Here is a 15,681-nt window from a genome sequence, read left to right as displayed (position 1 = left end):
CAACGAGAACCATGAAACTGCCGCAGGGAAACGGCCTGGTGCTCGCCGTGCTGCGTTCTCGCGCCCATCGGCTTATCAGCGGGATGGTCATCGAGCTGCACTACGTCGGGCGGCGCACTGGACGGAAGTACGCCCTGCCCGTGCAATACGCCCGAGCAGGCGAGCGTCTTGTGATTCGGCCGCAGCAGGTGCAGCGTTCGGGCTGGTGGCGCAACTTCTCCACGCCGACCGCCGTGACGGTGATGACCGCCGGGCGAATCCGGTACGGCACCGCCCACCTCGTCGCCGCACAGGAACCGGCATGGGAACAGGCCCGCGACCTGTACGCAGCTCGTTGGCGCCGTTCTCCACAGGCGATCGCCGGACCACTCGTCGTGATCTCACTCGAGCCTGAGCGGTGGCCCGTTGCATCACCCACGACGCCTTCAGAAGGCCGCGGGCCCTTTCCCTCGCAACCGGACTGAGGAGGTTGTGGTGCACACAGCTGGTGATCGGGCCGTGGTGCTCGGCGGAAGCATGGCAGGTCTGCTGGCTGCCCGGGTACTTTCCGACGCCTACGCCGAGGTGGTGATAGTCGAGCGCGATGAGCTTCCGCATGGAGCAGCGCACCGTCGCGGGGTGCCGCAATCACGGCACATTCACGGGCTGCTCGCGGGAGGCCAGCAGGCTTTGGAGGAGCTCTTCGACGGTCTCACAACCGAATTGGTCGGACTCGGCGCCCCGGCGGGGGACCTGCTGGAGGACCTCCGGGCCTACTTCGGGGATCACCGACTGCAACCCGGTCCGTCGGGCCTGCTGGCGCTGCAAGCCAGCAGGCCGATGCTTGAGGCGGCCCTGCGGGCACGAGTGCGCATGCTGCCGTCCGTGCAGTTCATGGACCAATGCGATGTCGCCGGACTCACCACCACATCCGACAACCGCCGCGTCACCGGTGCGCGAGTGGTCCGACGACTCGACGGCACGGCGGAGCAGGCCCTGACCGCAGACCTGGTCGTGGACGCCACCGGCCGCGGTTCTCGCACCCCGACCTGGCTCGAGATGCTCGGATACCCGCGTCCGCCGGTGGATCGTGTCGACATCGGTATCGGGTATGCCACCCGGACCTACCGGCTGGTTCCCGGACTGCTCGACGGAGGTCTGGGGATCCTCAACGCGCCGACACCCGACCACCCGCGGGGCGGAGCACTCGCGGTAATCGAGAACGACCGCTTCCTCGTCACCTTGTTCGGGATCCTCGGCGACCACCCGCCGACCGATCCCGCGGGCTTCACCGGCTTCGCCGCCACTCTGCAGTTCCCGGACATCAAAGACGCCCTGCGCGACGCAGAACCGCTTGATCAGCCCGTCGCGTTCCGCCACCCCGCGAGCGTGCGACACCGCTACGAACGGCTTTCCGTGTTTCCTGACGGCCTGCTGGTGATCGGCGATGCAATGTGCACCTTCAACCCCATCTACGGTCAAGGAATGAGCGTGGCGGCGTTGCAAGCGCTGACCTTACGCGCCCACCTGGAGCGGCACACCACACCCCGGCCGGTCGCATTCCTTCGGCAGATCGGCCGAATCGTCGACGTACCATGGAACATGGCCACAGGCGGCGATTTGGCCTTCCCGACGGTCGCGGGTCGGCGCACCGTCCAGGTTCGGGTCCTCAACCGCTACCTTGCCAAGTCGTTCGCCGGCGCGGCAGATGATCCCCGGCTCGGGCGGGCGTTCCTCAGAGTCGCCGGGCTGGTCGACCCGCCCCGGACGTTGCTGGCACCTGCCGTGGCGACGCTCGTACTACGGCCGGGCTCGCACCGGTCACGGCAGCCAAGGATTGCGTCGCCCAGGTAATCCACAAATCTGCCCGGTTGGCTCGGCGTGTTCGCTAATCCCGCAACGCAATGGACCGGCAGGTGAACCGCCCCGGGTTTGATATCGGCCCGACCTCTTGTGGAGGATCGAGTCATGTCACGCCCTTCCCCGTACCCCGCCGAACTGCGACAGCGGGCGGTGCGGATGGTCGCCGAGGTGCGGCCGAACTACGAGTCCGACTGGGCCGCGATCACTGCGGTCGCCCAGAAGCTCGGCATCGGCACCGCGGAGACACTGCGCAAATGGGTCCGCCAGGCCCAGGTTGACGGTGGGCAGCGCGCCGGAGTGAGCACGGAGGAGTCAGCGGAGTTGAAGCGGCTGCGCCGGGAGAACGCGGAGTTGCGCCGGGCGAACGAGATCCTCAAGACCGCTATTTTCACGAACTGAGGACTCGCACCCTCGCATTGGTGTTGCCCAGGGGTGTTGTGGCTGGCAATGCGCTGTCATCGGGCAGATCCGGATGCCGAGAAGTACGCACTCCATCTTTGGTCCGCTGGGCGCCTCGTAGGCGAAGAAGCGCTCGGCTGCCGTGTCGCACTTTCCCGGTAGCTGGTCGGTGGTCGGATCGGCCGCAATAGTGCGAAGGCCTAGACAGCCATAGCTGCCCAGGCCTCCGTAGCTGACCGGGGAGAACGTTGGGAGAAGCGTCAGTCCCGGAACGGTGCGTCACTCGGTGGCATGACCTTGCCGCAGTGGCTCGTGTGAAGATCCCTCGCCAGGGCAGCGCTGTGCGCACCGCCGGGAGCCGGCGCGGTGGCGTGCTGCGCAGGCGTCGGCTTGGCGTGTGCGGTCCGCGGCCTGATCCGAACAGAGCCGTCTTCTCCACCACAACGCAGACGGCACCAGAGCACGATTAGAAACGCACGGTGCGATGCGCGAGGATGACCGGATGGTGCTACTGGAGCGGTCCGGTCCGCGGGCTGAGCTCGACGCGGCGGCCGAGGCTCTGGATCGCGGCCGGGGCCGGCTCGTGCTCGTCCATGGAGAGGCCGGTATCGGGAAGACCAGCCTCGTGCGGGAGTTCCTGGCGGGGTTGGCTCCCGGCCGTCGTCTGCTGAGTGGAGGGTGTGACGATCTCTTGGCGCCGCGGCCGTTGGGCGCTGTGCTCGAGCTCGTCGACGGGCTGGTCGACCGGCCCGACCTGGCCACGCATCCCGGGCGTCAGCTGTACGAGGTGCTGCGCTCCGAACCGACGATCTGCGTCGTGGACGACGTGCATTGGGCCGACGAGGCAACGCTCGACGTGCTCACTTATCTGGCGCGACGCGTGCCGGAGCTGCCGCTCCTGCTGCTGCTGACATTTCGTGACGACGAGATGCCCGCCGACCACCCCCTGCACCGCACCCTCGCCGCAGCACCTTCCTCTCATTGCCGGCGGATCGGACTGGCGCCATTGAGCCTCGACGCCGTACGACGCCTGACGGCACCGGGTGTCGACGCTGAGGCCGTGCATCGCGTCACGGGGGGCAACCCCTTCTTCGTTTCTGAAGCGCTCGCCTCCGGCATGGAGCGGGTGCCGGCCAGCGTGCGCGATGCCGTTCTCGGCCGCTTCGGACGGCTGCCGCGAAGCGCCAGGGCCACCGCGGAGTTGGTCAGTGTCGTGCCAGGCCGGGCGGAGCCGTGGCTGGTCGAAGCGTGTCTGGGTGGGAAAGACGATGTCGCCTCGTGCGAGAGACACGGGTTGCTCACGGCCGATCGTGACGGGATCAGGTTCCGGCACGAGCTGGCGCGTTGGGTGATTGAGGAGTCGCTGTCGGGTCAGCGTCGAAGCGAGCACAATCGCGCGGTCCTCCGTGCACTCATCGCCGTCGAGGCTCCCGATGCCAGGCTCGCCCACCACGCCTGGCGCGCTGGCGACGCCGCCGCGGTGGTCCGGCATGGGCTCAGCGCGGCCAACCAGGCTGCCGCTTCCCGCTCGCACCGGGAGGCCGCGGACCTGTTCGAGCAGGTGCTGGAGCACGAGGAGCTGCTGGCGCCGGGCGAACGTGCCGACGCGTTCGACGACTTCTCGACTGAGGCGTATTCGGCCGGACGGGATGACCTTGCCGTGCACGCCCGCGAGCGTGCGCTTGCCTTGCGTCGGCAATTAGGTGATCCGCGCCGAACCAGCGACACCTTGCGCTGGCTCTCTCGGGTGCGGTGGACGAGCGGTGACCGCGCGAGTGCCGAAGCTGCCGCCCAGGAGGCTGTCGACATTCTCGTGACCCGGCTCAACCATGCTGCGCCGTGTCGGGAGCTTGCGATGGCGCTCAGCAACAAGTCCCAACTCGCGATGCTGGCCCCACGCGTCGAGGAGGCCATCATGCTGGGCGAGCAAGCGGCTGAGATCGCGGAGGCCCTGGGTGACACCGAGACGGTCGTCCATGCCCGGGTCAACATCGGCACCGCTGTGGCCCTCCGCGATCTGGACGCGGGGTTGGAGCTGCTCTTCGAGGCCGCCCAGACGGCCGGCCGGCTCGGTCACGACGATACTGCGTGCCGCGCTCTGGTCAACGCCACCTGGAGGTGCATGACCGCCCACCGGATCCCGGCCGCGACCCGGCTCTTCGAGCAGGCGATGGCGCTGGCCCACGATCGGGGACTGCAGATCTACATCGACTACCTGCATGTCACGCGCGCTCTGCTGGCTTTGGCGACGGGCGACTTCACGGCGGCCCAGTTGGACGTCGAGAAGGCACCGAACATGAACCGGGCGCCGTCCTTGGTGGTCCGGGCGAGCATTGCGATGCGCCGCGGTGAGCCCGATGCGGCCGCTCTGCTGCACGATGGCTGGGAGGTTGCCCTGGCCACCGCCGAGCTGCAGCGGCTGCTGCCGATGGCCTGCCTGCGAGCCGAGTGGGCGTGGCTGCATGACGACGCCGCCGGAATCGACGCGGTAACCCGCGACGTCTACGAGCTTGCGCTCCGGCAGGGTTCGCCTTGGGAGGTCGGCGGCCTGGCGATCTGGCGTTGGCGAGGCGGAGTACTCGGCGACGTACCTGGGGGGCTGCTCGAGCCGTACGCCCTGGAGTTGGCCGGCGCGCCGAGGCTGGCGGCCGAGGCATGGGAGCAACTCGGCGAACCGTACCCACAGGCGCTGGCGCTGCTCGGCTCGGGTAGCACTGGGGACGTCGCTGAAGCAATCGAGATCCTCGACCGGCTGGGCGCCGCCGCCGTCCTTCCGCTGGCCAGAAGCCGGCTGCGCGACCTGGGTGCTGCTACGCCGCGCGGCCGAGCCAGCAGTACCCGTCGCAACCCCGGTGGGCTCACCGACCGACAGCTGGAGGTGGTGCGATTGCTCGGGCGAGGCCTGTCCAACGCCGAGATCGCCGGCGAGCTGGTGCTGTCACCGAAGACGGTCGAGCACCATGTCGGAGCGGTGCTGACCAAGCTCGGAGCCACTTCCCGGCTCGAGGCCGCCGAGGCCGCGCGGCGTCTCGGGATCAGCGGCTTCGTCTGATCTGGGGGTCGGCGACGCAGAATTGGGGGCGCTATCCCGATGTCTGCGGGGTTGGGCGGCTCCTAGCGTCTCCGGCATGACCACTGACACCACTGCGAAGTCCGAACGGAGCGGGCGGATCGATGTGCCCGGTTTCCGCGGGGAGCTCATCGAGCCCGGCGATTCGAGCTACGACGAGGCCCGCGCCGTCTACAACGGCGCGATCGATCGGCGCCCGCGCGTCATTGCCCGCTGCGTCGATGCCGCCGACGTGATGGCTGCCGTTTCTACGGCACGTGCCCTTGGCCTGACGATCGCCGTTCGCGGCGGCGGTCACAACGCGGGCGGTCTGGGCGTGTGGGACGACGCGCTCGTCATCGACCTCTCGGCGATGCGCTCGGTCCACGTAGATCCGGCCGAGCGCATCGTCCGGGTCGAGGGTGGCGCCGTCTGGGGCGATGTCGATCACGCGACTCATCCGTTCGGGCTGGCTGTGCCGAGCGGGTTCATCTCCTCTACCGGCGTCGGCGGCCTCACGTTGGGCGGCGGAATCGGTTATCTGGCCCGGCAGTTCGGGCTCACCATCGACAGCATGGTGGCCGCCGATGTGGTGCTCGCCGACGGGACGATGGTCACCGCCGACGCCGCGCGCCACCCGGATCTGTTCTGGGCGCTGCGCGGCGGCGGGGGCAACTTCGGTGTCGTGACCTCCTTCTCGTTCCGCGGTCACCCGGTGCGCAACGTCGCGGCCGGACCGATGTTCTTCGACGTCACGCGCGGGGACGAGGTCATGCGGGCGTGGGATCGACTCCTCGCGGAGGCGCCGGAGAACCTCAACGGCTGGTTCGGCTTCCTCGTCGTCCCGACTGTCGATGATTTCCCCGCCGAACTGCGGGGACGCACCGTGGCTGCGGTCATGTGGTGCTTCAACGGGCCCGCCGCCGACGCAGCGGAGCTGCTGGCGCCGATGCGCGCGCTCGACCCGCTGCTCGACGGGGTTGGTGAGGTGCCCTGGCCGGCCCTGCAATCGGTCTTCGACCCGCTTTTCCCCCCCCGGCCTGCAGTGGTACTGGAAGGCCGACTTCGTCGACGATCTCACCGACGACGCGATCGCGATCCACGTCGAGTACGGCAGCAGGCTCCCGACGCCGCAGTCGACCATGCACCTCTACCCGGTCGGCGGTGCCGCCCAGCGCATCGGTGCCGAGGAGACGGCGTACGCCTACCGTCAGGCGAAGTATGCCCAGGTGATCGTGGGCGTCGACCCCGCGCCCGCCAACCTGGACCGGATGACGGCGTGGGCCCGTGAGTACCACGACGCCCTGCACCCGCACTCGGCCGGCGGCGCCTACGTGAACATGATGATGGACGACGAGGGTCCCGACCGGGTGCGAGCCAGCTACCGCGACAACTTCGCGAGGCTGGTCGACGTCAAGCGCCGCTACGATCCCGGGAACGCGTTCCACGTCAACCAGAACATCGCGCCCGACGCGGCCCCCGATGAGCGGGCAGACCGGGGTTCGCCGTTTCGAACTTGATACTCACCGTGCAGCCAAGCGGGCCCTGGGGCCAGCGCGTACGGCGCGCAGGGCGGGGAGTCATCGTCCATCACTATGCCGCCCTGCCGGCGGCAGATCCGGCCACGGAGCGGCCACCCCAGTGAGCGCTGCGGCGGGTCCGGCCCCGTCTGCGGTGACCCAACAGATCACCGCGGTCGCGGGTTTCGCCTACGGGGTGAGCGGCGCCGACATCCACGTATTCGGCGACGGCGGCCCCGTGTATCTGCTGGAGACCGCATGGCCTACTCGGCCTGTGCGCGGTCGATGATGTGCGTGACGGGAGACGCCGTACACAGCGAGACGACAGGCAGTCGTTAGCGGTCTTCGACGAAACCGCCGAGGAGTATTTCGCTGACCCTCGGGCCGTGCTCGCTCCGACACGGCGTGACGAGCCATTGGGTTTCGGCCTCCGTACCGGCGCTCTCCGTTGAACAGGCGCGACGGCTCAGTTGCGTTAGCTCGTCGGGGATCAAGGCAGGCTTGACCGGTGAAGCATGCCGCGCGTTCACGTCTCTGGTCGCCTCCCCCGTCCGCGTTCACCGGGTTCCGCTTCCCGGCCGAGGTGATCGTGGTGGCGGTCCGGTGGTACCTGCGTTACGGGCTCTCCTACCGCGATGTCGAAGAGCTGCTCGCCGAACGCGGGATCGAGGTCGACCACGTGACGGTGTACCGATGGGTGCAGCGGTTCACCCCGTTGCTGGCCGGTGCCGCCCGATTCGCTCGCCACTCACCTGGCGACCGTTGGTATGTCGACGAGACGTACGTCAAGGTCAACGCCGTGTGGCGCTACGTGTACCGGGCGGTCGACCAGCACGGTCAGGTCATGGACGTGCTGCTCTCGGCGCGCCGGGACGCTACGGCCGCCCGCCGGTTCTTCGCCCGGGCGTTGCGGACGCTGAAGCTGACGCCGAGTGAGGTGGTCACCGACGCCGCGCTGGTCTACCGTGCCGTGCTCGACGAGCTGCTCCCCTCGGCCTGGCACCACGTCGAGCAGTACGCGAACAATCCGATCGAGGCCGATCACGGCCAGCTCAAGCGAAGACTGCGACCTATGCGCGGACTCCAGACCGATCGGACAGCCCAAGTGGTCATCGCCGGGCACGCCTTCGTACAGAATCTGCGACGCGGCCACTACGACATCGCACTCGACACTCCGCCGGCCACCAGACTCGCCGCGGCGTTCACCTGTCTCGCTCGAGCCATCTGACCGGCGGCGGCCGAGGAATTCGTCGCGCTCGCCGAACAGATAATGCAACGGAGCCGGCGTAGGCATGTTCGGGGTGGCCGTCATCGATGTTCCGCCCGCAGCCGACCTCGCCCGAGTACGTCATCTGCTCGCAGGAACCAGCCAATGTAGCGGCGGCAGCCACGCAAACTCTGGAAGGCTGCTCTGACCTACCACGACGGCCCCGGCAAAGATGAAGAACAATGCGCTGTCCACACCAGAGTCGTACGGCACCCTCGATCGGTTGTCTATGCCATGCCGAAGCACGGCGGCACGGTCGACCTCCTACCTCTTTGTCCGCTGGCCATGTCGGCTCGTGCTGCTGGTGGACCGACGATGCCGCCTAGTGACGAGTCGTGGCGCGTGGCTGGAGCCCGCGACGAGTCGGGGGAGTCGGTTGGCTGGCACCTGTTTGGTGAGCGCACTGAATCGCGTTCTGAGCTCCCGAGATTGGCTCCGCTGGTTCCTGGCATGGGTCGTGGCGGGGCCTTTAGGTTCGGTTGGTATCCCGGCGACGTAGGGGAGAGCCATGCCCGGAACGCCCCATCCGACACCGTCGGAATCTGTCCAGCCTCCGTTGGGGGGATCGGGTTCGCGGGTGCCCGCCGGTCAGGTGGAGCCGCCTGGCTCCCTGTCGTCCGCCCGCTCGGGGGCTCGACCCCACCTCCGCGGCTATCTGATCCGCCTGCTGCTGCCTAGCCTGGGTCCAGGCCTGCTCATGGGAGTGATCGGTGCTGTCGGCGCCACCCGACCGGTACTCAGCTGGGACGAGGTGGCCACAGCCGACGTGGCGAGGCGGTCCACGGGACAGATCTGGGCCATGATCCACAACGTCGATGCCGCCCACGGGACGTACTACTTCCTGATGCACGCCTGGACGCAACTGGCCGGCACATCGGTGTGGGATCTGCGCCTGCCCTCGATAGTGGCCATGGCCGTCGCGGTCGGGTTTGCCGGCGAGCTGGGCCGGCGGCTGTTCAGCCCGCTGGTCGGCGGTTTGGGCGGGCTGTTCCTCTGCCTGATACCCAACACCTCCCGCTACGCCGCGGAGGCCCGTCCGTACGCGTTCAGCTGCCTGCTGTCCGTACTGGCGCTGCTGCTGCTGCACCGCGCGCAACAGCGTCCGGGAGCGGCCCGGTGGATCGGCTACGGCCTGGCCGTCGTGCTGCTCGGGCTCAGCCACATCGTCGCCCTGACCACCCTCGCCGCGCACGCCGTCGCGGTCGGGTACCAGTGGCGGCGTCAGCGATCGTGGCGGACGCCGGCTGCGTGGGCGGCGACCGTGCTGGTGGCCCTGTTGATGCTCGTGCCGCTGTTCTGGCTGGTGGCCGGGCAGCGCGAGACAGCGTTCTGGGCGGGTCCGGTAACACCTGGCGGGCTGGGCGCGGCACCCGCCGCGCTGGTCGGCTCGAGGCCTGCCGCGTGGCTGCTGATCGGCCTGGCGCTGCTTGCCGCGTGGCGGCCGATCGACCGGATGGTCGAGATTAGCGCCCTCCTGCTGGCTCCGCCGGCCGCCCTCGCCGTCATTTCGGTGCTCGTCCAGCCGCTGTGGGTACCGCGTTACCTGCTCGTGGTCTTGGCGCCGCTGGCGCTGCTGGCCGCAATCGCCACCGTGCGGGCCGATCCTGCGGGACCGGTTCAGCTACTGCGCATTGTGTTGGTCCTAGCCGTGGTGGCGGCCACGGTGTACCCGGGGCAGCGGGACGTGCGCGAACCGACGGCGAAGAACGGGGCGGACTACCGGGGTGCCGTCCGGCTCTTCCAGCGCCACGGCCTGCCCGGCGACGCGATCCTGTACCAGGACCGCAGCCGGACGCTGCGCGCCGGAGTGGACTACTACCAGATCGAGGCGGCGTACCGGCCGCGGGACGTGCTGCTGCGCCGCTCGGCGGCGCAGTCGGCGAGCCTGATCGCCGAGGAGTATCCCGACGGGGCCACCCGGCTGGCCGGCGTCCAACGGGTGTGGCTCATGGTCAACGACCACCCGACCGATCCAACAGTACGGACACCGACGGCTCGAGGCGTTCTGCGGGACGACTTCCAGCGGGTCGCCCTGTGGCGGATATCCGGAGCCACCATCGCCCTCTATCAACGGCCAGGCTGAGCGGCGCCGGGTGGGCGTCGTCCCGCAATCGGCCGTTTCCAGGACGGCGTACCAGTGGGCGGCCGCGACCCGGAGACGCGTCCCGAAGCTGGTGCCAAACCGACGGGTCCGCCCTGGATGTTCGATCCTGGACCTGCCGAGCGGGGGGTGCACGGGCGGCCCCTGGCTGGCGCCACTGGTCGCAGGGCCGACGTATCTGCACCTGTGCGGAGCGGTTGCCAATGAGACGTACCGGGGTCGGCTACGGCAGACTCGGACCCGGTAGCTACTACAAGGGCGAGGCTGGTCCTCGCGTGGTCCGTTGTGTGATCCATGCGTGATCGACAGCCTTGGTGCGGGCCGTCACCCGTCAGCAATAATCGTCATTCCGATACGACCTATCCGCAGGTAGGCCGGCACGTCGCCCAGCGCCTGGTCGGCCGACGGCGAGACCGTGTTGGACGTCCCGGCGAAGCCGTCCGCCCGGGCCCGGGGTCTTCGCCAGCGGCCAGGGCCGCAATACCGACCCGGTCGACGCCTGCAGCGTCGCCGTGGTCGCCCCGCGCACCGACGGCCTGCGGCATGTCGTCGTGGACGACACCACTATGGCGTTGCGGCTGCTGGTCGACCGTCGTGACCAACTCGGTCGCGCCCGTACCGAGGTCGTGAGCCGGGCACAGCGCTCATCGCAGAGGCCTGTGGGGCCCACAATCTCGGTTGGCTACGCGGCCTGCGCGTATTCGTTGATCAGTCCGCCCAGGATCGGTCGCCGTTGCACGTCGGCGGTGGGCTGGTTGGCGATTTGTGAGCGTGGCGCGGGTGGTCGGTGGCCAAGAGAGCGATGTGGCCGGTGCCCGTTGTAATGCGCCGTGTACTGGGCGAGGACCATTGCCAAGTGTCGTTCGCCGGTGATGAGGATCCGGTCGAGGCATTCTCGTCGGATCGTGCCAACCCAGCGCTCGGAGTGCGCGTTCGCGCGGGGCGCCTGCGGCGGTGTCTTGATCACGGGGCGCCGCGGGTGAACTCGCGATTGACCAGGTCGCTGGCGGTCGCGGTGTCGTGCAGCGGCCGGCGGTATCTGTGGGTGGGCAGGCCTTTGATACCGGGCGGTTGCGCCGGACTGGACAAGTCGGACAGCGGAGTCCAGCCTGCTGAGGGATTGGCCGCAGGTCTAGGTTGTGGGCGGGTCGAATTGACGCGACACGACAGGAATTGAGGAGTGGCATTCCCGTGGCAGACAACGCACCGTCCCCAGGTCAGGACCGGCCGAAGCTCGACAGCTCCGTGCCGCAGTCGGCCCGGGTCTGGAACTACTGGCTGGGCGGCAAGGACAACTACGCCGTCGACCGCGAGATCGGTGATCAGATCCGGGAGTTGAACCCGCACATCGTGGAGATCGCCGTTGCCGCTCGGGCCTTTCTCGTACGCGCGGTGACGCATCTGACCCGGGAGATGAGGATCCGCCAATTCCTCGACATCGGCACCGGTCTGCCGACGGTCAACAACACCCACGAGGTCGCCCAGTCGGTGGCCCCGGAATCGCGCATCGTCTACGTCGACCACGACCCGCTGGTGCTCGCCCACGCCCGCGCACTGCTTGTGAGCACTCCCCAGGGTGCCACCAACTACATCGATGCCGACCTGCGCGAACCTGACCAGATCCTGCGCGAGGCCGAGAAGATCTTGGACTTCACGCAGCCTGTCGCGCTCATGCTGATGGGAATCCTGGGCCACATAACGGACGACGATGAGGCGTACGCCATCGTGCGTCGGCTGCTTGCGGCGCTGCCCTCGGGCAGCTACCTCGTCGTGTACGACGACACCAACGTCATCCATGGCGAGGCGATGGACGAGATGGTGCGGCAGTGGAATGAAACCGGCGAGAATCCGCGCGTCAACCGGACCCCGGAGCGGCTCGCGCGCTTCTTCGACGGTCTGGAGATCTTGGAGCCGGGTGTCGTGTCGGTGACCCGCTGGCGCCCCGCCTCCGCCGACGTCAGTCAGATCCCAGAGGTAGATGACTTTGGCGGGGTGGGCCGAAAGCCCTGACGCGCCGCGCGTGCCCTTGGGCCATGGCGGATCCGGGCGCGATCCGCGAGGACCTGCACTGCACGACGGTGATGCTGATCGGCACTGATACCCAAACGGCAAATCGCAGCCGCCCAGCACGCTCTGGACGCCGGGCTCGACGTCTACATCCGGCCGTATCTCGCCGACCGTCCACACTCGGCGATTCGCGGCATGGGAGCTGGATGCCCGTTGCCCGCTCCGATCCGTGTCACGCCAGCGGCTGTCCGGCCCGCATCGCCGCGTATAGCAGGTCGCAGTCCTGGTCGATGAGCACGCTCGTGTCGTGCGTAAGGCTGTCCGACTGGTTGAAGACGACGAAGCCGTTGTTGACGACGCACGCCCGGGCACTGACCGGGCCGATGACCTCGACCTCCGCCGCGTCGCTGCTGTCGAAGTAGGCGACACCGTCGACCCGGAGGGCGCCGAGCACCAGCAGCCGGGCGTGGAACTCGACCATGAGGTGGTGGACGGTAAGGTCGCCGGTCACCACGAGGCCGCAATACTCGGTGTGGTCGAAGATACGCAGTACGCCGTCCACGGTGAGGTCGCCGTCAATGACGTACAGGTCGGTGTCCATACCGGAGTAGAGGTACAGGTCACCGGGCACGCGCACCGCGCCGGAGTGCACTGGAACGTCACTGAGCCACGGGTAGGACTCGGCGAAGAAGTCCTCACCGACCATCTGATCGAAACACGAGGTGTCAGCAGCCCAACGTTGCCGGATCTGCTCGTACGGGACCAGCCGCCAGCCCAACTCGTCGAACCAGACCTGGGTGTCGGTCTCCTCCGCCGACGCACGGGCAACCACCGACCTGTCCGGGCCAACCGGCCGCGCACCAAGGCGCTCGGTGGCCCGCGCGGTGACCTGTTCCTCGTCGTTGCTCACTGTCCTAGGCCTCCCAGCCGCGAGTTCGGAACGCGCACACCGTACTCCCAGCGCTGCCGACTCGGTCCGCATGCCCTCCTCGGCAAGCCACCGATCCCCGGGCGCTCCACGACGTAGACGAGAATCTTTCGCAACTGACCTGCCGTGACTGGCGCGGCAGCCCGCGTGGCTCCTCAGCCGCCGCGCATGCACCCCGCAGATGGATCTCTCATGCCAAGGTCGACTGCATTGTTCTGCCGCGAACCGCTGGACGACCGCGGCGCTGGGCGAGGGTAGCGTCGCTGGCGTTCTGATCAGCGGCGCCCGGCGGGTGAGAGTGGTTTGTGCATTACGATGACGACGCTCGGTGAGCCGTTGGCGCCCGTCAGCGTCTGGCGGCCGATCTCGCGGTAGCCCCGCGCCCGGTAGAGCGGCTCGCCGGACAGGGTTGCGCCGAGTTCGATGGCCGTGTATCCGGCAGCCTGCGCGGCGTTCTCTCCCAGCTGCAGCAGCAGCGAACCGATGCCCCTGGCGGGTCCAGCCGGGACGGGTGTACATAGCGCGAATGCGGGCCGCGTCGGCCGCCGGGGCGGCGTAGCTGTCGTCGCGGCCGGCCGTATGGTCGCCGCCGTAGAGCGTGCGGCGTCTGCTCCAGCCGCCGCGGCCGATCGCACGGTCCTGCTGATCACCCACCGCACCGATGCCCTGTCCGACGTGGACGAGGTGGTGAGCCTGACCCGTCCGGCGGGGTCCTTCGGCCCTGCCCGCCGGGCCGTCCTGGCGGAAGGCTGAAGACAGGACAAGACCTGGAGGAACCAGGACAAGACCTGGAGGAACCATGACCTACCGCATCGCGATCAACGGATTCGGCCGGATCGGCCGCAACTACCTGCGCCGGCTGCTGGAGCAGGACATCTCCAACGCCGGTTTCCAGGTGGTCGCCATCAACGACCTGTGGGATGCCGCCACCCTGGCGCACCTGCTGGAGTACGACTCCGCGTTCGGCCGCCTCGGCCACGAGGTGGGCTATGCGGACGACGTGCTCAACGTCGGGTGGCACAGCATCCCGACGTTCTCCGAGCGCAGCCCGGACACGTTGCCGTGGGCCGATCTGGGTGTCGACCTGGTCATCGAGTCGACCGGCCGGCTGCGCACCCGCGACGACGCGGCGCTGCACCTCAAGGCGGGCGCTCGCCGGGTGCTGATCTCGGCGCCCGGCAAGGGTGTCGACGCCACCCTGGTGCCCGGGGTCAACGCGGACACGTACGACCCGGTGCGGCACCAGATCCTGTCGGCGGCGTCCTGCACGACGAACTGTGTCGCGCCGCTGCTGAAGGTGCTGCACGAGGCGTTCACGGTCGAGCAGGGCTATCTGACGACGGTGCACGCGTACACCAACGACCAGAACGTGCTCGACGCTCCGCACAAGGACGCGCGCCGGGCCCGGGCCGCCGGAGTCAACATCATCCCGACCAGCACCGGTGCGGCCAAAGCCGTCGGCCTGGTGCTGCCGCAGCTGGCCGGCCGCCTCGACGGGGTGGCGCTGCGGGTGCCGGTGATCGACGGCTCGATCAGCGACCTCACGCTGCAGCTCGGCACGGACGTCACCGCCGCGCAGATCAACGAGGCGGTGGAAGCGGCCGCCGCGGCGGACGGGCCGATGCACGGCATCATCCGCTACACCGAGGCCCCGATCGTGTCCTCCGACATCGTCGGCGACCCGGCGTCCTGCGTCTTCGACGCCGCACTGACCCAGGCGCGCGGGCGCATGGTCAAGGTCTTCGGCTGGTACGACAACGAGTGGGGCTACACCAGCCGCCTCGTCGACCTGACCAAGCAACTGGCCGCTGCGGGCTGACGGCATGCGTGCCCGGGACATCATGACCAGACCGGTACACACCGCCGGGCCGGACTGGTCGGTGGCGAGCGCCGCGGCGCTGCTCGCCGAGAAGGCGGTCACGGCGCTGCCGGTGATCGACGACGACGGGCGGCTGGTGGGCATGGTGAGCGAGGGAGATCTGCTCGAGCACCGGGTGCCCACCGACCCCACCGCCCATCTCTGGCGTGACCTCGACAGCGAGATCCCGGCGCCTCCGCAGACCGTGCGCGAGGTGATGTCCCGGCGACCGCTGACCACCACGCCGGAGGCGGACGTCTCGGACGTGGCCGCCGTCATGATCCAGCACGAGGTCCGCAGTCTGCCGGTCGTCGACGACGGCCGGGTGGTCGGCATCGTCAGCCGGCGCGACATTCTGCGGGCCGCGATCCGCGATGACGACGTGCTGATCCGGGAGATCCAGCACCGGCTGGACGAGTACGCGGGCGAGGCCGGCCGATGGACGGTCACCGTGCACGACGGGATCGCCACGGTCGCGGGGACGCTGCGCGACGACACCGAGAAGACCGTCGTCGCGGTCCTGACGCGCTCGGTTCCCGGTGTCACCGGGGTCGCCCTGACCGGCTGCTGACCCGGCCCGAACGGCGGGGGGGGGGGGGGGGGGGGGGGGGGGGGGGGGGGGGGTTGGTGGGGGGGGGGGGGGGGGGGGGGGGGGGGGGGGGGGGGGGGGGGGGGGGGGGGGGGGTGTGATAGGGAGGGATAGGGTGTGT

General features: G+C 69.0%; 13 protein-coding genes and 1 pseudogene. 12 read left to right on the top strand and 2 right to left on the bottom strand.

Translation table 11 applies throughout. The annotated features are described in order from the left end of the window. The first annotated feature begins 11 nt into the window (after positions 1–11). The 8 genes and pseudogenes from ACZ6TI_RS44580 to ACZ6TI_RS44545 all read left to right on the top strand — a co-directional run bounded on the left by ACZ6TI_RS44580 (position 12) and on the right by ACZ6TI_RS44545 (position 10,160). Positions 12–464: a nitroreductase/quinone reductase family protein gene (locus tag ACZ6TI_RS44580; protein WP_465351359.1), complete on the top strand. Its 453-nt coding sequence runs from the start codon at positions 12–14 to the stop codon at positions 462–464. A gap of 52 nt (positions 465–516) precedes the next feature. Then, positions 517–1,833: an NAD(P)/FAD-dependent oxidoreductase gene (locus ACZ6TI_RS44575; RefSeq protein ID WP_465351358.1), complete on the top strand. Its 1,317-nt coding sequence runs from the start codon at positions 517–519 to the stop codon at positions 1,831–1,833. A gap of 114 nt (positions 1,834–1,947) precedes the next feature. Beyond that, positions 1,948–2,226 (top strand): annotated as a pseudogene (locus ACZ6TI_RS44570) (transposase); the annotation flags it as partial. Positions 2,227–2,725: 499 nt separating this feature from the next. Further along, complete coding sequence (locus ACZ6TI_RS44565; protein WP_465351357.1) at positions 2,726–5,293, top strand: ATP-binding protein; 2,568 nt, start codon at positions 2,726–2,728, stop codon at positions 5,291–5,293. A 76-nt stretch (positions 5,294–5,369) separates the two neighbouring features. Next, on the top strand, positions 5,370–6,581 hold the full coding sequence (locus tag ACZ6TI_RS44560; protein WP_465351356.1) for an FAD-binding oxidoreductase: 1,212 nt from the start codon (positions 5,370–5,372) through the stop codon (positions 6,579–6,581). Next, entirely contained in the window at positions 6,562–6,810 is a 249-nt protein-coding gene (locus ACZ6TI_RS44555) for a BBE domain-containing protein (protein WP_465351355.1), read from the top strand. The genes ACZ6TI_RS44560 and ACZ6TI_RS44555 overlap by 20 nt, the downstream gene beginning before the upstream one ends. Before the next feature lie 508 nt (positions 6,811–7,318). Further along, positions 7,319–8,038, top strand: coding sequence for an IS6 family transposase (locus tag ACZ6TI_RS44550; RefSeq protein WP_465351354.1), 720 nt, complete (start codon positions 7,319–7,321; stop codon positions 8,036–8,038). Positions 8,039–8,876: 838 nt separating this feature from the next. After that, entirely contained in the window at positions 8,877–10,160 is a 1,284-nt protein-coding gene (locus ACZ6TI_RS44545; protein ID WP_465351353.1) for a glycosyltransferase family 39 protein, read from the top strand. A 700-nt stretch (positions 10,161–10,860) separates the two neighbouring features. Here ACZ6TI_RS44545 and ACZ6TI_RS44540 read toward each other — a convergent pair. Beyond that, positions 10,861–11,145, bottom strand: a complete 285-nt coding sequence (locus tag ACZ6TI_RS44540) for an integrase core domain-containing protein (protein ID WP_465351352.1) — start codon at positions 11,143–11,145, stop codon at positions 10,861–10,863. A gap of 224 nt (positions 11,146–11,369) precedes the next feature. Between ACZ6TI_RS44540 and ACZ6TI_RS44535 the strand changes: the two genes are divergently transcribed. Then, positions 11,370–12,188 (top strand): SAM-dependent methyltransferase, encoded by an 819-nt coding sequence (locus ACZ6TI_RS44535; RefSeq protein ID WP_465351351.1) that lies wholly within the window; start codon positions 11,370–11,372, stop codon positions 12,186–12,188. A 229-nt stretch (positions 12,189–12,417) separates the two neighbouring features. Here the strand turns inward: ACZ6TI_RS44535 and ACZ6TI_RS44530 are convergent, their stop codons facing one another. After that, positions 12,418–13,095 (bottom strand): hypothetical protein, encoded by a 678-nt coding sequence (locus ACZ6TI_RS44530; protein ID WP_465351350.1) that lies wholly within the window; start codon positions 13,093–13,095, stop codon positions 12,418–12,420. 597 nt (positions 13,096–13,692) lie between these two features. Here ACZ6TI_RS44530 and ACZ6TI_RS44525 point away from each other — a divergent pair. Genes ACZ6TI_RS44525 through ACZ6TI_RS44515 form a run of 3 tightly spaced genes read left to right on the top strand, consistent with a single transcriptional unit; the run spans position 13,693 to position 15,542 of the window. Beyond that, on the top strand, positions 13,693–13,866 hold the full coding sequence (locus ACZ6TI_RS44525) for a hypothetical protein (protein WP_465351349.1): 174 nt from the start codon (positions 13,693–13,695) through the stop codon (positions 13,864–13,866). Positions 13,867–13,912: 46 nt separating this feature from the next. Beyond that, positions 13,913–14,932: a type I glyceraldehyde-3-phosphate dehydrogenase gene (gap, locus tag ACZ6TI_RS44520; protein WP_465351348.1), complete on the top strand. Its 1,020-nt coding sequence runs from the start codon at positions 13,913–13,915 to the stop codon at positions 14,930–14,932. 22 nt (positions 14,933–14,954) lie between these two features. After that, positions 14,955–15,542, top strand: a complete 588-nt coding sequence (locus ACZ6TI_RS44515) for a CBS domain-containing protein (protein WP_465351347.1) — start codon at positions 14,955–14,957, stop codon at positions 15,540–15,542. Positions 15,543–15,681 lie beyond the last annotated feature (139 nt).

The organism is Actinoplanes sp. NPDC051388, assembly GCF_055586225.1.
This window is presented reverse-complemented; position numbering and strand designations above follow the sequence as displayed.